The sequence below is a fragment of the Sphingobacterium mizutaii genome (genome assembly GCF_900187125.1).
In the GTDB taxonomy this organism is placed as follows: Bacteria; Bacteroidota; Bacteroidia; order Sphingobacteriales; family Sphingobacteriaceae; genus Sphingobacterium; species Sphingobacterium mizutaii.
In genome coordinates this window covers 1,802,229-1,819,758 of the sequence record NZ_LT906468.1, presented here as the reverse complement: position 1 = coordinate 1,819,758, position 17,530 = coordinate 1,802,229, and the positions used below count along the sequence as shown (strand labels likewise).

The 17,530-nt window shown below is 40.7% G+C and carries 9 protein-coding genes; 6 read left to right on the top strand and 3 right to left on the bottom strand.

Translation table 11 applies throughout. From position 1 onward, the window contains the following. The first annotated feature begins 5 nt into the window (after window positions 1–5). The gene (locus CKW03_RS07780) at window positions 6–689 is read left to right on the top strand and encodes a YoaK family protein (RefSeq protein ID WP_093095568.1); all 684 of its coding nucleotides are present in this window, start codon (window positions 6–8) and stop codon (window positions 687–689) included. 18 nt (window positions 690–707) lie between these two features. Further along, window positions 708–2,504: an amidohydrolase gene (locus CKW03_RS07775; RefSeq protein ID WP_093095566.1), complete on the top strand. Its 1,797-nt coding sequence runs from the start codon at window positions 708–710 to the stop codon at window positions 2,502–2,504. A 63-nt stretch (window positions 2,505–2,567) separates the two neighbouring features. On the opposite strand, the gene CKW03_RS07770 is transcribed toward CKW03_RS07775, so the two are convergent. The 3 genes from CKW03_RS07770 to CKW03_RS07760 form a co-directional block, all read right to left on the bottom strand. Then, window positions 2,568–3,713 carry an efflux RND transporter periplasmic adaptor subunit gene (locus CKW03_RS07770; RefSeq protein ID WP_197700992.1) on the bottom strand — a complete coding sequence of 382 codons (1,146 nt, stop codon included), beginning with the start codon at window positions 3,711–3,713 and terminating at the stop codon, window positions 2,568–2,570. A 2-nt stretch (window positions 3,714–3,715) separates the two neighbouring features. Beyond that, window positions 3,716–8,056 (bottom strand): CusA/CzcA family heavy metal efflux RND transporter, encoded by a 4,341-nt coding sequence (locus tag CKW03_RS07765; protein WP_093095563.1) that lies wholly within the window; start codon window positions 8,054–8,056, stop codon window positions 3,716–3,718. 134 nt (window positions 8,057–8,190) lie between these two features. Continuing rightward, window positions 8,191–8,586, bottom strand: coding sequence for a hypothetical protein (locus CKW03_RS07760; RefSeq protein WP_139185414.1), 396 nt, complete (start codon window positions 8,584–8,586; stop codon window positions 8,191–8,193). Between the two features lie 637 nt (window positions 8,587–9,223). Here CKW03_RS07760 and CKW03_RS07755 point away from each other — a divergent pair. Genes CKW03_RS07755 through CKW03_RS07740 form a run of 4 tightly spaced genes read left to right on the top strand, consistent with a single transcriptional unit; the run spans window position 9,224 to window position 17,517 of the window. Beyond that, window positions 9,224–12,208, top strand: coding sequence for a SusC/RagA family TonB-linked outer membrane protein (locus CKW03_RS07755; protein WP_093095560.1), 2,985 nt, complete (start codon window positions 9,224–9,226; stop codon window positions 12,206–12,208). A 10-nt stretch (window positions 12,209–12,218) separates the two neighbouring features. Beyond that, window positions 12,219–13,625 carry a RagB/SusD family nutrient uptake outer membrane protein gene (locus CKW03_RS07750; RefSeq protein WP_093095559.1) on the top strand — a complete coding sequence of 469 codons (1,407 nt, stop codon included), beginning with the start codon at window positions 12,219–12,221 and terminating at the stop codon, window positions 13,623–13,625. Window positions 13,626–13,645: 20 nt separating this feature from the next. Then, on the top strand, window positions 13,646–15,628 hold the full coding sequence (locus CKW03_RS07745) for a S9 family peptidase (RefSeq protein WP_093095558.1): 1,983 nt from the start codon (window positions 13,646–13,648) through the stop codon (window positions 15,626–15,628). Next, on the top strand, window positions 15,628–17,517 hold the full coding sequence (locus CKW03_RS07740; protein ID WP_093095556.1) for a CocE/NonD family hydrolase: 1,890 nt from the start codon (window positions 15,628–15,630) through the stop codon (window positions 17,515–17,517). Before CKW03_RS07745 ends, CKW03_RS07740 begins: the two co-directional genes overlap by 1 nt. The last annotated feature ends 13 nt before the right edge of the window (window positions 17,518–17,530 follow it).

Below are 17,530 nucleotides of genomic sequence, written 5' to 3'. Positions count from 1 at the left end.
AAAACATGGAAAACAACATTTCAAAAATCATCTCTAATTTTCTTTTAGTATTTGTTGCAGGCTATGCCGATACCGCAACATTCACTTCAGGAAATGAAGTCTTCTCTGCCCATGTGACAGGAAACTTTGTAGTCTTTGCCAATAAATTGGTTCACAATCCGCAACTTTCCGACTATAGGATTCTGCTGACTTTCCCGGTATTTATAGTTGCAGTCTATTTTACAGGATACTTAAATAGCATCATTAAGAATGAACGCAGTCTTTATCTGATAATGGGTACTATCTTGGCCATTTCTGGACTCCTTGCCCATTTTATTGGTAAAAACTATGCTATTGAATCGGTAGTGAATTTTTACATAGTCTTGGTTGTCGTTTTTGCTTTAGGAATAAAAAATGCAATCAATAAGCTCTATGGTAAATCCACTTTTGGGCCTACTACGGTGATGACGGGAAATGTGACTAAAGCAACATTGGATTTCTGTCATGCTTTTATGGGCAAAGAAAAAGATGTTGATGCTAGAAAAAGTTTCTGGAGGATGCTCATACTAATCGTTGGATTCTTGATTGGCTGTATTTCAGGGGCTTTACTTTCTGCACAATATGGCTTAGTTGTATTGTTGATTCCAGCAACATTGATCCTCCTATATTATTCCTTGTTTTTTTCGAAAAAAGAAATCGCTAGCAGTTAATCCTTAAACTTATCTATCATGAGAAAATCAAATCACATTATCACACTTAGTACAACCATTCTTCTATTATTTTTTTGCAGCTACCAATTATCAGCGCAAGGAAAGGCCGATATCATAATCCATAACGCCAAAGTACATAGCATGGATAAAGGCAATCCGACTGCTGAAGCCATCGCCATCAAAGGCAACAAGGTCATGGCAGTAGGTAGCAATGCCGAGATCAATAAGTTGAAAGGAAAAGCAAGCAAAAGTATTGATGCGAAGGGCAAAACGGTAATTCCCGGCCTTTTTGACTCGCATGCCCATGTAATCCGAGCGGGCCGATTTTACAACAGTGAATTGCGTTGGGATGGTGTCCATAGTTTGGAAAGAGCACTGCAAATGCTGAAAGAACAAGCGGAACGTACTCCGAATGGTCAATGGGTTCGAGTAGTTGGAGGTTGGTCTCCTTATCAATTCAAAGAAGAACGCTTTCCAACCTTAGAAGAAATCAATAAGGCTACTGGCGATGTCCCGACTTTCGTCCTTTACCTTTATGGCAAAGTATACTTGAACAAAGCGGCAGTTGCTGCCTTGAAACTGAATTCGGAGAGTGAAAACCCTCCAGGTGGTTTGATAGAGAAAGATAAGCATGGTAATCCAACAGGAATGCTATTCGCGGAGCCTAATGCTTTTATCCTATACTCTACCCTTTCTAAACTCCCAGAATTGAGCGACGAGGAAAAAATCAATTCTACTTTGCTTTACATGACTGAATTGAATCGTTTGGGTATCACTTCAGTGATGGATGCCGGTGGTGGTTTTCAAAATTATCCAGATGATTACAGCATCACAGACAAGTTAAATGAAGAAGGAAAGATCAGCATTCGACTGCCTCACTATCTTTTTGCGCAGAAAAAAGGTGCAGAACTCAATGACTATACCAAATGGGTAGGTATGGTCGATGTGGGTATACATCCAAAAGCTACTGCAGTTCCCAAGGATTATTATGTAGCTGGTGCTGGCGAGAACATTGTTTCTGATGCTGGAGATTTTGAGAACTTCCTTTTCCCAAGGCCTGAATTACCGGAGTCCATGGAAACGCAGTTGCTGCCTGTAATCCGATTATTAGTGAATAATAAATGGCCGTTTAGATTGCATGCTACGTATGATGAAACGATCGGCAGGATGTTGGATGTGATCGAAGCTGTAAATGAAGAGATTCCATTGGGTGATTTGGTTTGGTTTTTCGACCATGCGGAAACCGTAAGTGATGCAAACCTAAAAAGAATCAAAGCATTGGGTGGCGGTATTGCCATTCAAAATCGGATGTCCTTCCAAGGGGAAAACTTTATCAGAAGGTACGGCAAGAAGGCTGCAAATCAGGCGCCCCCTATCCATAAGATCCTAGAAATGGGAATTCCAGTAGGATTAGGAACGGATGCAACACGGGTCTCATCCTTTAACCCTTGGTTAGCCATCCATTGGTTAGTCTCAGGTAAGACCGTTGGAAACACCGAAATCCTACAAAAAGAAAACAGATTGGACAGGACATTGGCGTTAGAACTCATGACAAAAGGTGGATACGACCTGATCAGACAAAGCAATGAAAAGGGCTTGTTAAAACCTGGCTATTTCGCCGACTTGATCATTCTTGATCAGGATTATTTCAGTATACCAGAGGATGACATCAAGAAACTGAAATCTAATCTAACCATCGTTGATGGGAAAATCGTATATGCTGATGAACAATTTAAGGCATTCAGCAAAGAAAAGCTAGAGGTAATTCCGGCTTGGAGTCCCGTCAAATATTATGGTGGATACCAAGACAATTAATTAAATCTTAAAAAATGGGCTACAATAAATTTGGAGCCCATTTTTTTATTCTAAACCCAAACCTTATTCTTCCTCGGTATTCTTTAATTTCATCAATAGCGTATAGGCATTCTTGCTTACCACTTTCTTCTTTTGGAAATCCTGATCGTTCAATACCTTGACAAATCCTCTATCGGACTCTCCGATAATAATTGGAACCATTCGGTAGGTATTCTTGCTTTCATTGACAAACACATAATTCTGTCCTTTGAAGTCCACTATGCTTTCCTCAGGCAGGGCTTTAGAGAATGCAGTCTGCGAGGCAATATCTACATTCATGTATGTTCCTGGAACCAAGTTCATATTACTGTTAATGAACTGGCATTGCACGTCCGCCAATCCATTTTCGTCAAGTACAGATCCTATCAATTGAATCCTTGCGGGATACTTTGTTTTCGGATCTAGATTAGAATATGCTTCTAAATCCTGCCCGATCTTTAACTTCTCTAGATCCTTTTCAAGAACTTTGATGTTCAGATGGATATTGCTAGGGTTGATCAATTCGAAAAGAACATCTGTTGGACTTAGGTACTTTCCAATATTCACATTTACCTTACTAACATATCCACTGATCGGGCTGTAGATAGCTACACTGTTGACAATATTCGATGAACTGATTTGTTCAGGATTGATATGCACCATCCTCAATTGCTCTGCAATAGTGTTCATTAGGATTTGCTGGTGGTTCATCTCAGATTGAGCTGCTTGCATTACCTTATCACTGCTGGCTTGGGCCTGATTCAAGTCTCGCTGACGGATATAGTCGAGATTAGCAAAATTGTACTTCGACTTAGCTGTCAAATAATCTTGTTGCAACTGGATAAACTGCGGGTTTTCCAAAACAGCCAATACCTGTCCTTTCGATACCTTCATCCCAACAACTAAGTCAGTTTTCTTTAAATATCCCCCCAGTGGAGCACTAATGGATATTAAGTTTTGCGGTGGTACATCAATTTTGCCGTTCATTTTCAACATAACGGAGATCTGCTGATCGGAAATCTCCATTTCTTCGATTTCCGCATTCTTCAATTGCGCATCGGTTAAGGTGACAACATCCTCATCTACTCCGGTTTCAACGTTTTGTTTTTCACTTACCTTAGTAGAACAGCCAAACAGGGAGCTCATAAAGAATAAGGATATGTATAAATAAAATGATTTTCTAATTTTCATGATTATTGATTTAGGAGTAGAAATTTGTATTGTATGGCCGCTTCATTAAGTTTCCATAGGGCATCTACGTAATTGTTATTTACAATTACAGACTGGTTTAACAACATCACGTAATCCAAATAATTTATCTCTCCATTATTGAATTGATTCTGAGCGGTCTCCAAAATTATTTGGGCATTCTTTAAATCACTTGCTTCGAATTGGTTGACAATCTTCAAGTTATTTTTGTAAGTCATCAACAGTTGTTGTTTCTGAACTTCCATTGTGTATTTGAAGTTTTGAAGATTGCTTTCGGCAATACTTTCGGAGATCCTAGATGCTTTTACCTTTGCTTTTTGTCCTTCAGAAAATATAGGCAAGCCTATTCCGAATTGCACGGAATGGAACCTCGGCACAGCATCATAATATATATCATTTGGCCCCATCCCTTTGAAACTATTCAAGCTATAGCCTAAGGTCAATTCAGGTAATAGCTTGGATTTTTCCAATTGTGTTTGCCGCTCGGAAATAACGATATCTTGTTCCAATAGACCAATTTGGGGATTCTCTTGAAATTCTTGAAAAACAAGCTTGGCATGGCTTTCATCCTTTACGGTTAATGCTGAACTAGCATTGAGCAGCCAGTTGAAGCGCTTATGCAACAGATCGAGCTCTTGATTGATCTGCATAATTTGTACAGCAATCGATGAACGTTGGTTTTCGACGGTACTGAGCTCTAAAATATTGCTCTCCCCAGCCTTCTTGCGTAAGGTCGCTTTTTCAACCATGTTTGAATACAATTGATGAAATCCCTCCAAAAGCTTGACCTTATCTTTCCAGAATAATATCTCATAATAGGTCAAGGACACAGCTTTCTTAAGCTCGTACTCTTTCAAAGCTATGTTCAATTCACTTTTCTTCCATTCTTCAATAAATAAGCTTTTTTGTTTTGAATACACCGTTGGAAAAGCAATGCTTTGGGAAGCATTTAAGCTAATGTCTGTATAGGCACTATTTACCTGTCCATATTCAGAGTTAATTCCTAATTGAGGGACCTCGGCGGTAGCAGTTTTAATCAAGCTCTTCGCATAGTCTGCTTTAAGTTTTTCATGTTTTATATTTCGGTTCTCTTTTACTGCCATCTGAATCGCATCCTCCAAAGATATTGGAGTTTGGGCTATCAATTGATTTCCAAATAAGGAACTCAATAGAAAGAAAATAATTACTGGCAATTTAGGCTTGATGCTCTTTCTTTTAAAGCCATTTTCAATAATTACGAAAAGCAAAGGCAGTACGAACAAGGTCAGCAAAGTTGCTATCATCAATCCTCCAATAACTACAGTTGCCAAAGGTCTTTGGACTTCAGCTCCGGCTCCTGAACTGATCGCCATAGGTATAAAACCTAAGGATGCAACGCTCGCAGTCATCAATACGGGTCTCAATCGGCTTTCACCACCATCGATTACTATCCGCACGATATTCTTAATTCCCTTTTTCTTCAACCTGTTGAATTCCGAAATCAGTACGATTCCATTCAGTACTGCCACACCAAATAAGGCTATAAACCCAACTCCGGCGCTGATACTGAACGGCATCCCTCTTAAGGCCAATAGAAATACCCCGCCAATGATGGAAAGTGGAATGGCGGTATAGATCAAAAGGCTCTCTTTTATGGATTTAAATGCTAGGAACAGCAAGATAAAAATCAAGGCCAATGCAATAGGAACTGCTATCATCAAGCGACCTTTTGCATTATTCAAGTTTTCAAAAGAACCGCCATAAGAGATCGAATAACCTGCCGGCAGTTTAATATTTTGTTCTACTTTCCCTTGAAGTTCTTCTACAATACTCTGTACATCCCTGTCCTTGATATTAAAGCCGACCACAATCCTCCTTTGTGCATTCTCCCGCTGGATTTGATTGGGCCCTTGTACAATATCCACTGAGGCTAATTTTGACAAAGGGATCTGCATGCCCTCCTTCGTAGGGATAAGCAGATTCTGAACTTGTCGAAGGTTTTGACGGAGATCTTGGTTTAATCTGACCACAATATCGAAGCGCTTCTCCCCTTCAAAGAACTGCCCTGAGTTCTGCCCTGCAAAAGCAGCATTGATGACTTTATTGATCTCTGCAATCGACAGATGATATTGGGCAATGACTGGACGGTTGAACTTCACAACGACTTGGGATAATCCCGAAATTGGCTCAATATAAAGATTCTGCGTTCCTTCAACCTCATTAATGATTTTGCCGATCTTCTTTGCACTTTCCATCAAGGAATCGAGATCATCTCCGAAGATCTTGAGCACCACATCCTGCCTAGCTCCTGTCATCAGCTCATTGAAACGCATCTGAACAGGATATTGAAAACCTACCGTGATTCCCGGAACATCTTCCAATGCCGTCGCCATCTTCTCCGCCATTTCAGGAAAGGTTTTTGCCGAGGTCCATTGCTTTTTATCTTTCAGGATTACCATCATATCCGAAGCCTCCATCGGCATCGGATCGGTAGGCACTTCTCCACTACCAATTTTTGTTACCACTTTTTCGACTTCCGGGAAATTAGTTTTTAAGATTTTCGCTGCCTTCGTAACACTTTCAATCGTAGTATTTAGGTTGCTTCCCGGCAAAATCCTTGTATCAACAGCAAAATCCCCTTCCTCCAGCGAAGGGATAAACTCTCCTCCCATTCTACTCAATATCCAAATTGACAGTCCAAATAGGATTATTACTACGGAAAAAATAAGCTTAGGAAACCTCAATACCTTGATCAGGATTTTCTGATATAATGTTTCCAGCTTTTTCATCATTCGATCCGAAAAAGAAGGTTTTAGTTTCCTTTTCTTTAATAATACCGAACTCATCATAGGGATATAAGTCAACGAAAGCAGGAATGCTCCCAAAAGAGCAAAAGCGACTGTCTCTGCCATGGGTTTAAACATCTTCCCTTCGATCCCCTCCAAAGTCAGGATCGGTAGATAAACGATCAAGATAATGACCTGTCCGAAAACCGCACTGTTCATCATTTTACCTGCTGAATCAACCACAATGGAATCCATCTTTTTATTTGGAATATTGGTCAGTTCTTGGAATTTCTCATTCTTGCTCAATTGATGCATAACCGCTTCAACAATGATAACCGCACCGTCAATGATCAACCCGAAATCCAAGGCTCCCAAACTCATGAGGTTTCCACTGACTGAAAACAGGTTCATCATACAGATGGCAAATAGCATGGCAAGAGGTATCACGGAAGCCACTAAAAAGCCTGCCCGAATATTTCCAAGGAATAAGACCAATACAAAAACGACAATCAAGGAACCTTCCAAGAGGTTGGTCTCCACGGTGCTGATTGCATTGTTCACCATCTTAGTCCTATCCAAAAAAGGTTCTAAAACCACCCCTTCCGGTAGAGTTTTTTGGATTTCCGCGACCTTCTTCTTTACTTCTTTGATGACTTGGCTGCTGTTGGCACCTTTCAGCATCATAACCACGGCACCTGCCACCTCGCCTTCATCATTATAGGTCATGGCGCCATACCGAGTAGCATAGCCAATCTTCACTTCCGCAACATCCCGAATAAAGAGCGGGACCACTGACTCCTTGTTGATCGCAATATTTTCAATATCTGCAATGGAATCAACCAGCCCTTCACTGCGGATGTACAAGACCGTAGGTCCTTTTTCAATATAGGAACCACCGGTATTCTGGTTATTATCATTCAATGCTTCGAAAACATCGTGGATGGTAATTCCATAGGAATTTAACTTATCGGGATTTACAGCAATTTCATATTGCTTCAACTTCCCGCCGAAACTGCTGACCTCCGCAACGCCCTGTACACCTAAAAGCTGACGCCTTACCACCCAATCCTGAATGGTCCTCAGCTCGGTGACATTATATTTTCGTTCAAAGCCGGTTTTGGCGCGAATGACATATTGATAGATCTCGCCAAGGCCTGTAGAAATAGGTCCAAGTTCAGGTTTACCTATTTCAGCTGGAATCTCTTGTTGTACCTGTTGGAGACGCTCAGCCACTTGTTGCCTAGCCCAATAGATATCAATATTGTCTTCAAAAACAATGGTGACCAAAGAGAGGCCAAACCTTGAAAAGCTCCGTATTTCCTTCCTTCCGGAAATATTGTTGTTGGCCTGTTCGATTGGAAATGTAATCAATCGTTCAATGTCCGTTGCTCCATAGGAAGGAGCAACCGTAATGACTTGCACTTGATTGTTGGTAATATCTGGAACAGCGTCAATGGGCAGCCTCGTCAACTGATAAGACCCCACCGCAATAAGCCCCAATACCAAGAGTGCTATAATGAGCTTGTTCCTGACGGAATACTCAATAATTCTTGTAAGCATAATCTGGATTCTGTTAATCTTAAATAAATGAAGTAGGCCTAATTGCTGAACCCTTAAATACAGTCCAAATCCCTACAATTGCGGAAATGGATTGTAAAGCATGAAGGTTACAATTTCTTATTAGGCAGAAATGATTAACAGGATTTTGGGGGCTGCCAAATGGATGAAAGGTAGATTTGGTTTATTAAAAATTCATTTTCAAAAGGGAAATCACTTGCCTTCTCGACATAGGTTTTGTCTGCAACATCAAGGTTGATATTTAGCGGAGAAATAAATACGAAATTCAGCGTCGAGCTATGCATCATAAAAGGAAGTCTCCTATCTTGATCATAATCTTCATCATGTGGATGACCCTTGAAATGGTCTTCGGAGTAATGTAATTCTAAGAAAGCTGAAAAACTGAGGTCTGAGTTTTTTTCTTTATGTTCAAAATAATGCTCTATTAGAATAGGTAATTTCAACAATTGACTTAATTCAGTTGTCGAAAAAACGTATAGAAATAGAAACAATATGGCGAACTGTTTTTTCATTAAGTCGAATTTAAGAAACATTGTTCTGAATAATTGATGGGTTTACTTATTTAAATCTGTTCAAAATAAGGCTTTTAGGAATCCTTTTACCCTATGTCCCGCTCCTATCCTATTTATTTTGATCTTAAAAAGGTCTTACAACCATATATTGTTTAATTCATAGATACCACAAAAATACCTAAGAAGCTCTTAAGCAAGAAATTAACTACCAATTATCAATACCGAAATTATAAAAAAGTGATTGCCTAAAAATTTATTTTTGAATAAAGAAAGATTTGCTGGTTTTACCCTCTACTATTAATAAGGCAAACTAGGTGAATTGTTCAATTTTCTCTGTAGAGAATAGTAATTGACCTAATTTTCAAAGTCTACAATATTTATGGACTTTTAAATAATATTGCTATTTTTTTAATTATTTACCAATTAATTTCATTCTCTGTAAAAATATTGATAACAAATCCGGTAAAGGTAACAAAGTCGTGACAACGATAATTCTGAATTGTAAAGCTGTTCCAATTAAATTAGTTTTACCGCCTATTAACTTAACAAACCGAATTTAGCCGTAGCCTAAGCCTAGAAAATTTTCTAGAAATTTTTACTTTTTTAACCTAAAAACAAACCCTAATTAATCAATCTTATGAAGAAACATAAGCTGCTCTATGTGCTTTTATTTTGGCTTAGTCTTGTTCAAATGACTTATGCCCAAACAACCATCTCAGGAAAGGTGGTTGATGGACTTTCAGGTTCAGCACTTTCAAATGTCAGTGTAAGAATTAAAGATACCCGAATCGGGGGTGTCACTGACAACAATGGAAATTTTTCCATCAATGCCCCAAAACTTCCTGCTACCTTTCTCTTTACGATGGTCGGATTTGAAGACCAAGAAGTCCGGGTTTCTGCGGCAAGCAATAACCTCATGATCAAAATGCAGGAAAACATGAACAACACTTTGAATGAAGTTGTTGTGACAGGTTTGGCATCTTCTATCAAAAGAAAAAACTTAGCAAATGCAGTCAGTTCGGTTAATGCGGCTGAATTAACCGGCGTTGCTAAACCGCAAACAACTGACGGTGCCCTATATGGTAAAGTCACGGGCGCAAACATCCGTTCCAACTCGGGTGCTCCAGGTGGTGGTATGTCCATCCAACTACGTGGCCTTTCCAGCCTTGTTGGTGCTTCCCAACCTTTGATCATCTTGGATGGGGTCTATGTGAACAATACTACGCAATCAACGGGTAGAGCGACTGTCAGCGGAGCAGGAAACTCAAGCCAAGATGATGGCTCTAACCGACTTGCTGACATCAACCCAGACGAAATCGAAAATATCGAAATCCTAAAAGGTCCTTCAGCTGCTGCGATTTACGGAACACGCGCAAATGCTGGGGTAATCATTATTACTACCAAAAAAGGTAAAGAAGGCCGTACGAAAGTTTCAATTTCGGAAGACTTTGGCTTAACTACCCCGCTGAAACTGCTTGGCTATGATGATTGGTCAGAAGAAAAAATCAATTATTTCTATGGCGGTACAACGCAAAGTCAAACCAACCGTAGAAACCTTGAACTGGAAAGATTCCGTGAAACTAAAGCAAACAACAATTTTGTGGACTATGAAGATTACTTCTATAATCACCAGCATTTTTCTAGTAACACACGTTTAAATGTTTCTGGGGGTACGGATAAAACAAAATTCTTTGTTGCCGGCGGTATCAATGATGAAAACGGATTGATCAAAAATACAGGTTTCCAACGCTATACCGTTCGTGCTAACATCGATCAAAAGATCACGAATGCTATCCAATTGTCCGTAAACTCAAGCTACATCCGTTCGAATACCGACCGCGGATTTACAGGTAACCAAAACAGAACTGGTGCAAGTATCGGTTATGCCATCGCTGCAACACCAAATTACTACGATTTGAGACAACGCCCTGATGGAACCTACCCAGACAACCCTTACTTTACAGAAAACCCAATTGCATTAACTGATAAATCAACCAACAACTCTCTGGTAAATAGATCAATCAGTTCTTTCAACTTAGGTATCGACCTATTCAAAGGCGAAAGCAGCTACATGAAATTCGTATTGAATGGAGGTCTAGATTATTTACAGAATACAACCAACATCCACCTTCCAGAGGATTTACAATACCAACGCAGTATTGCCAATCCTGGTGATATCATGAACGGAAAGCAAGAGAGTTTCAATACGAACTTACAAGCTGCCTTAGTTTACAACTTCAACTTGAAGCGTGTAAACATGAACTCCCAAGTCGGTATGGTGAGATTGGACTTCAAGGATGACCTTCTATTCGTAAGAGGCCAAGGCTTGGCACCACTTCAAAAAAATGTTAAACAAGCTGCTGTACAGACCATCTTCAACCAGTTCTTTATGAGAACCCAAGAAGCCGGTATTTTCTTGCAACAGGAAGCAAACTTTGAAGATAAGATCATTGGAACCTTAGGTGTTCGTTTCGATAAATCTTCTTTGAATGGAGATCCTAGTAAATTATTTGCTTTCCCTAAGGCATCCTTAGCGATGAACTTGACAAGTTTCGACTTCTTAAAAGATCATTTCATTTCGCAATTGAAACCTAGGATTGCCTATGGTGAAACGGCAGGTCCTGTAGCTTTCGGAGCAACCTACTCTTCATTGGTTGGTGTCAACATTGGCGGACTATTAGGTTCTTCCCTTTCCACTACGGTAGGAAATGTAAATATCCTTCCAGAAACTGCAAAAGAATTGGAATTAGGTGTGGATGTCGGTATTCTGAAAAATAGACTTTCCTTGGAAGCTACCTATTACATCAAAAATACAGCAAACAATATCCAACCATTGAACCTTTCACCTTCATCCGGTTTTACTTCGACTTCCAGCAACCTTGCTGAGTTGAGCAATAAAGGTATCGAGTTGAGCCTATCAGGTACTCCATTCGAAAGAGAAAACTTTAAATGGAACAGTAGATTGATGTTCTGGAAAAACGATATCACCATTAGCAAACTAGGTATCCCTACTTATACTACGGGTGGTTTCGGTGTTAGTTACGGAACGTTCTTGATGAAAGAAGGCGAAAAGCTAGGAACTATTGTAGGTACTCCACAGATCAATCCAGGCGAGTATACTGTTTGGGGCAACTCACAACCGAAGTTCAACATGAGTTTCAACAACAACTTCACGATCTACAAAAACTTCGATTTCTCATTTTTGTTTGATTGGAAAAAAGGTGGCTACAACGTCAACCTAACCAACCTGAACTTGGATGAAGGTGGTAACTCAAAAGACTGGTTCGGAGATAGAAACGGTGATGGTATCCCTAATGGTAAACAAAGAGAACCGGAACCATTCAACAATGCTGGCCGTTTTGTGGAAGATGCTTCCTACATCAAATTAAGAGAAGTTGGTTTATATTACAGCATGCCAACTGAGGTTACCCAAAGATTGTTCAAAAACAAAGTTCAACGTTTTAGAGCTGGTATCTCTGGTAACAACCTAGTAATGATAACAAAATACTCGGGTTATGATCCTGAAACTTCAACATTTGGAAATGGTCTTGCCAACAACATCGACGTTGGTCCATACCCAAGTGCCCGCAGATTTTTCTTAAACCTTAGCCTAGATTTTTAACCACATTATCATGAAAACGACAACATTAAAAAACTCCATATTCATGCTCTCGTCAGTTTGCTTGCTAGCTTCTTGCAATCCGTTTGACATCGAGCCTATGATAGACCCAAACAACCCGTCGGTTGCTTCGGTCAATAACAATGCAACTCCACAACAGATCCAATATTTAGTGACAGGCTTAGAATCTAGACACCGTGATTATGTCTCCAACGTAACGAATGGTTGGGCGAGCTTAGGCCGTGAAATCTGGTTATTGAACTCTTCCGATACTCGAAACATGACCGAATGGTTAGGATTGAATGACTATACCCTTAACTCCAACGTCTTCGGCTATGGAACAACAGGTGGTGGTTCTTATGCCTCTCCCTACGGTGCAATCAACCAGGGAAACTTGATCTTGGATGCCTTGGCTAATACCGACAAAATGAATGAAACTGATAAAGCTGCAGTTTCAGGATTTGCAAAGACCATCATGGGATATCAATACATGATTCCTGCCAACTGGCTGTACCAAAACGGTATCCGCGTGGATGTTAAAGATGAGTTGAACCCCGGACCTTTTGTATCTTATGACGAAGCTCTAAATTACATCAAAGTTCAGTTGGACGCAGGTTTCGAGGACCTTAAAAAAGCAGGTACTACCCTTCCATTTAAATTAAGCACTGGATTTTCTGGTTACAACAATCCTGCAGGCTTGGCCAAGGTTAACCGTGCCATCTCTGCCCGCTTAGCGATCTATCGCAAAGATTGGCAAGGGGCTCTGGATGCATTATCGGGTTCATTCATCGCAGAGAACGGAAATTTAGAAGAAGGTCCTAAACATACATTCAGCAGTGGCGCGGACCTGAACAACCCCTTATTTATGGCTTTAAATATTCCAAACCCTGGAAACTTAAGAGTCGTGAATCCGGGACTGATTGCCGATGCGACTCCTGGGGATAGCCGTGTTGCCAAGAAGTTCTTGAAAATGACTACGCCTTTCGTAGTTACCACTTCTACTGTGGCATTAACCGGTGAATACCAAGACAACCGCTATCCGACCAATACCCTGCCGGTAACTTTTATCAAAAACGAAGAACTGATCCTAATCAAGGCCGAAGCGCAAGCACAATTAGGACAAACCAGCAATGCAGTGGCTAGCATCGATATTATCCGCGAAGCAGCTAACATTGGCAAATACACTGGTCCTACAGACAAAAACAGCCTGTTGAAAGAAATCCTTTACCAACGTAGGTATTCTCTTTGGGCAGAACCTGCTGGTCACCGCTGGGTAGACGTAAGACGCTATACCGGACCAGGTCTTTTATATACCAATATGAATGAAGCAATTGATGCGACTTATGATAAAGGAAAAGTATTTACCCAATTCCCATTGCCGCAAGCTGAGGTGAACTGGGACCTTTATAAAAATAAATAACATCAAAAAAGTAAAGTAATATGAAGTTAAAATATCTATTATTGATGGGAGCTGTATATATGGGCAGCTCCCTTCAAGCCCAACAAAAAATAACAGAAGAAACGAGTTTTTCTATGCCATCCATCGCTGGGCAAGCATTATCTCCAAATGGCGAAAAGTTAGCTTATGTTCAAGCAAAAACCAATTTGGAAGCCAATAAAGTACAATCTGAATTGATTATCCTCGATATCAAATCAGGCAAGAAAGAAACCGTTGCTACCCAAGTCAGCGATCCACAATGGTCTCCTGATGGAACTAAACTGGCATTCCGCGGCAATATCAATGGCCAATCGGGAATATTCTACATTACAACTGGCGATAATACCCCTAAATTTGTTGCTCCAGTATATTCAAGCAACCATTTCCTAGGCCACTCAGCTAGGAAGAATTATGCATGGAGTCCTGATGGAAAATATATCGCTTACGTAGGTGCAGATGCCGAAAAAGCACAGGTCAAAATCGACCCTGCTGCCCCTAAGGTTATCGAAAGGATCCTCTACAAATCCAGAACTTCCTTCTCGGATAATGTATTGACGAAAATCCATTTGGTGGACGTAGCTTCCGGCAATGTAAAGGTATTGACTGATGATAAATTCGACAGCCATTCCTTGACTTGGTCACCAGACTCAAAAAGGATTGCTTACGTATCCAATCACACATCCGATCCGGACAACAATTACAACAACGACCTGTTCATTGTCGACATCTCCAACTCTAACGTAAAACAGATTACCAATACCATTGGTACTGAACATAACCCGAATTGGAGTCCCGATGGAAAATATATCCTTTACCCTGCTACTATCCGTCCACTAAACACCAAAGATAGTTCCCCAGAAGACCTTAAGCTTTACCTATATCAAGTTGCTAATGGCGAGGTTACTTGTCTAACGACTGATTTGGACGAACGCTTAAGCGGTGGCGAATGGATGGATGATAGCAAGCATTTCTACTTCGGATTCCCAAGACATGGCAAACGTGTCTTATACAAAGGAAGTATCGATGGCAAAACCTTTACTCCAGTAATTGACAAGGAAGCTAGCGTTGGAGCTGTCAATGTATCCAACAAGAGAATCTCCTTTACCATGTCGGACTTCAATTCAGCAAATGAAGTATACATGTCTGATAATGAAGGCAAAACAGTCACCCAATTGACTAACGAATCCAGCAATTGGTTAAAAGACAAGGACCTTTCTAAAAAAGAAAGCTTCTGGTTCAAATCGCATGATGGAGTCGATGTACAAGGGTTTATTGCTTATCCAGCCAATGTTCCAGCTGGTACCAAGATCCCGGTTATCCAACGGATCCACGGTGGTCCTCACGGCGCTTTCGGTTATAGTTATACCGATATCGTAGAAGTGTTGACCGGAAAGGGATATGCCGTAGTATTTATCAACCCTAGAGGATCAACAGGCTACGGACAGAAATTTTCTGACGGTACTTATCAAGCTTGGGGCGGAGGAGATTACCTAGACCTGATGAAAGGATTGGATTATGCCCTTGAAAAATATCCATTCTTGGATAAGAACAGAATGGGGGTAACCGGTGGTTCTTACGGCGGATTTATGACGAACTGGGTAGTTACCCAAACCGATCGTTTCAAAGCTGCTGTAACCAGCGCATCGGTCAGCAACCTGATTTCATTCTATGGTACCTCGATCTACCCTGATCTGATTGAGACTGAATTCAATGGCATGCCTTGGGATAATTATAGCCTCTTATGGCACTTCTCTCCTATGGCTCACATCAACAAAGTGAAGACTCCTACCCTTATCGTCCATGGTGAAAACGATATGGATGTTCCAATTACCCAAGCTGAAGAATTCTTTATCGGCCTGAAAAAAGTAGGTATCCCTACTCGATTCGTTCGTTATCCGAATGAAGGCCATGGAATGGCTCAGCCAAAAAATAGGCTACACAACAACAAGGAGTTATTAGCTTGGTTTGACAAATACCTAAAATAATGGCTAGATCAATATTATGGAAATGGACGGTTAGTCTATTCCTTTTGCTTGGCATCTTTTGCTCGCAATCCATTGCCCAAGCAATCAATCAAGATTCCATTTACTTCCGCGAACATTACGATAAAAAGGAGTATATGGTCGGCATGCGCGACGGTGTAAAATTATTCACCGTAGTTTACAGTCCAAAGGACAAAAAAGAAAACTACCCTTTCTTGATGATGCGTACGCCTTATAGCTGCGCACCTTATGGTGAGGAAAATTACCCTAGCAGTCGTTTTGGCCCTTCCATGGAACTGGTTCGCGAAGGCTATATCTTCGTTCGCCAAGATGTACGTGGCAGGTTTATGTCCGAAGGAACATTTACCTGGATGGCACCTAATCAAGCTGATCCAAAAAAATGGGATGAGAGCATGGATACCTACGACACCATCGACTGGTTAGTCAAAAACATCAAGAACAACAATGGAAAAGTAGGCACTTACGGAGGCTCATATCCTGGCTTCTATGTGGTTGCCGGAATGATTGATGCCCACCCTGCTTTAAAAGCCGCAATGCCTTCTGCTCCTATGGCAGACCTATGGCAAGGGGACGACATGGTCCACAATGGTGCATTTCTGATGCCACATAACATCAATTTCATTAACAATTTTGGTGTAAAGAGACCAGTTCCATTGAAAAAGTACCCAGCTGGAAACATGCAATACGATACTCCAGACGGATATGATTTCTGGTTGCGCCAGGGACCACTTTCCAACCTGAACAAAAACTTTTTCAAAGGTGAAAACATCCACTGGGAGGAATACCGAAACCATCCTACTTACGATGAGTTTTGGAAATCCAGAAATGTTCGTCCACATTTAAAGAACATCACACCAGCGGTAATGACTGTGGGTGGATGGTTCGATGCACAGGATATCCGTGGACCATTTTATGTGTACCAAGGCATCAAGAGTCAAAGTCAAAACACCTCCAACCGCCTGATCTTAGGCCCATGGTACCATGGCAGCTGGTCATCCCAAAAAGGTGACCGTTCTGCTAATATCTACTGGGATAGCAATACTGGTGAGTACTACCGTCAGGAATTGGAATTGAAATTCTACAACTATCACCTAAAAGGAAAGGGTTCTATGGACCTTCCAAAGGTCATGGCTTTCAATACCGGAGCAAACAAATGGCATAATTTGGATCAATGGCCACCAAAAGAGCTACAAACTAAAAATCTGTATTTAAATCCTAACGGCGAGCTAGCTGAAAATGCTAAAACGGACGGTGAAAACTTTGATGAATTTATCCACGACCCAAAGAAGCCAGTTCCTTTTACCCAAGAAATTACCACAAGGTTCGGCAATGATTGGATGGTTGAAGACCAGAGGTTCGCAAGCAGAAGACCAGATGTCCTGGTTTATGTTTCTGAGCCTTTACAAGAGGACTTAACGATTGCCGGCAGTATCGGCGTTCATTTAGTAGCCTCAACCTCTGGAACAGACGCAGACTTTATTGTCAAGGTGATCGATGTTTATCCAAACGACAGTAAAGACCCTAAGGAAAACCCTCAGAACATTAAAATGGGAGGATACCAGATGTTATTACGTGGCGATCCTATCCGTGCTAAATTCAGGAATAGCTTGGAGAAACCAGAACCAATGGTTCCTAATCAAGCTACCAAGTTGAATTTTGACCTTACGGATGCATTCCACACTTTCAAAAAAGGTCATCGTATCATGGTACAGGTTCAAGGATCATGGTTCCCAATGCTGGACATCAACCCTGGTAAGTTTATGGATCTTTACAATGATTCAAAAGAATCCGATTACCAAAAAAATACCCAAAGAATTTACAGGTCTAACACGGAGAAATCCTTTATTAGCCTACAGGTTTACCAACCTTAATAAAGATTCTATT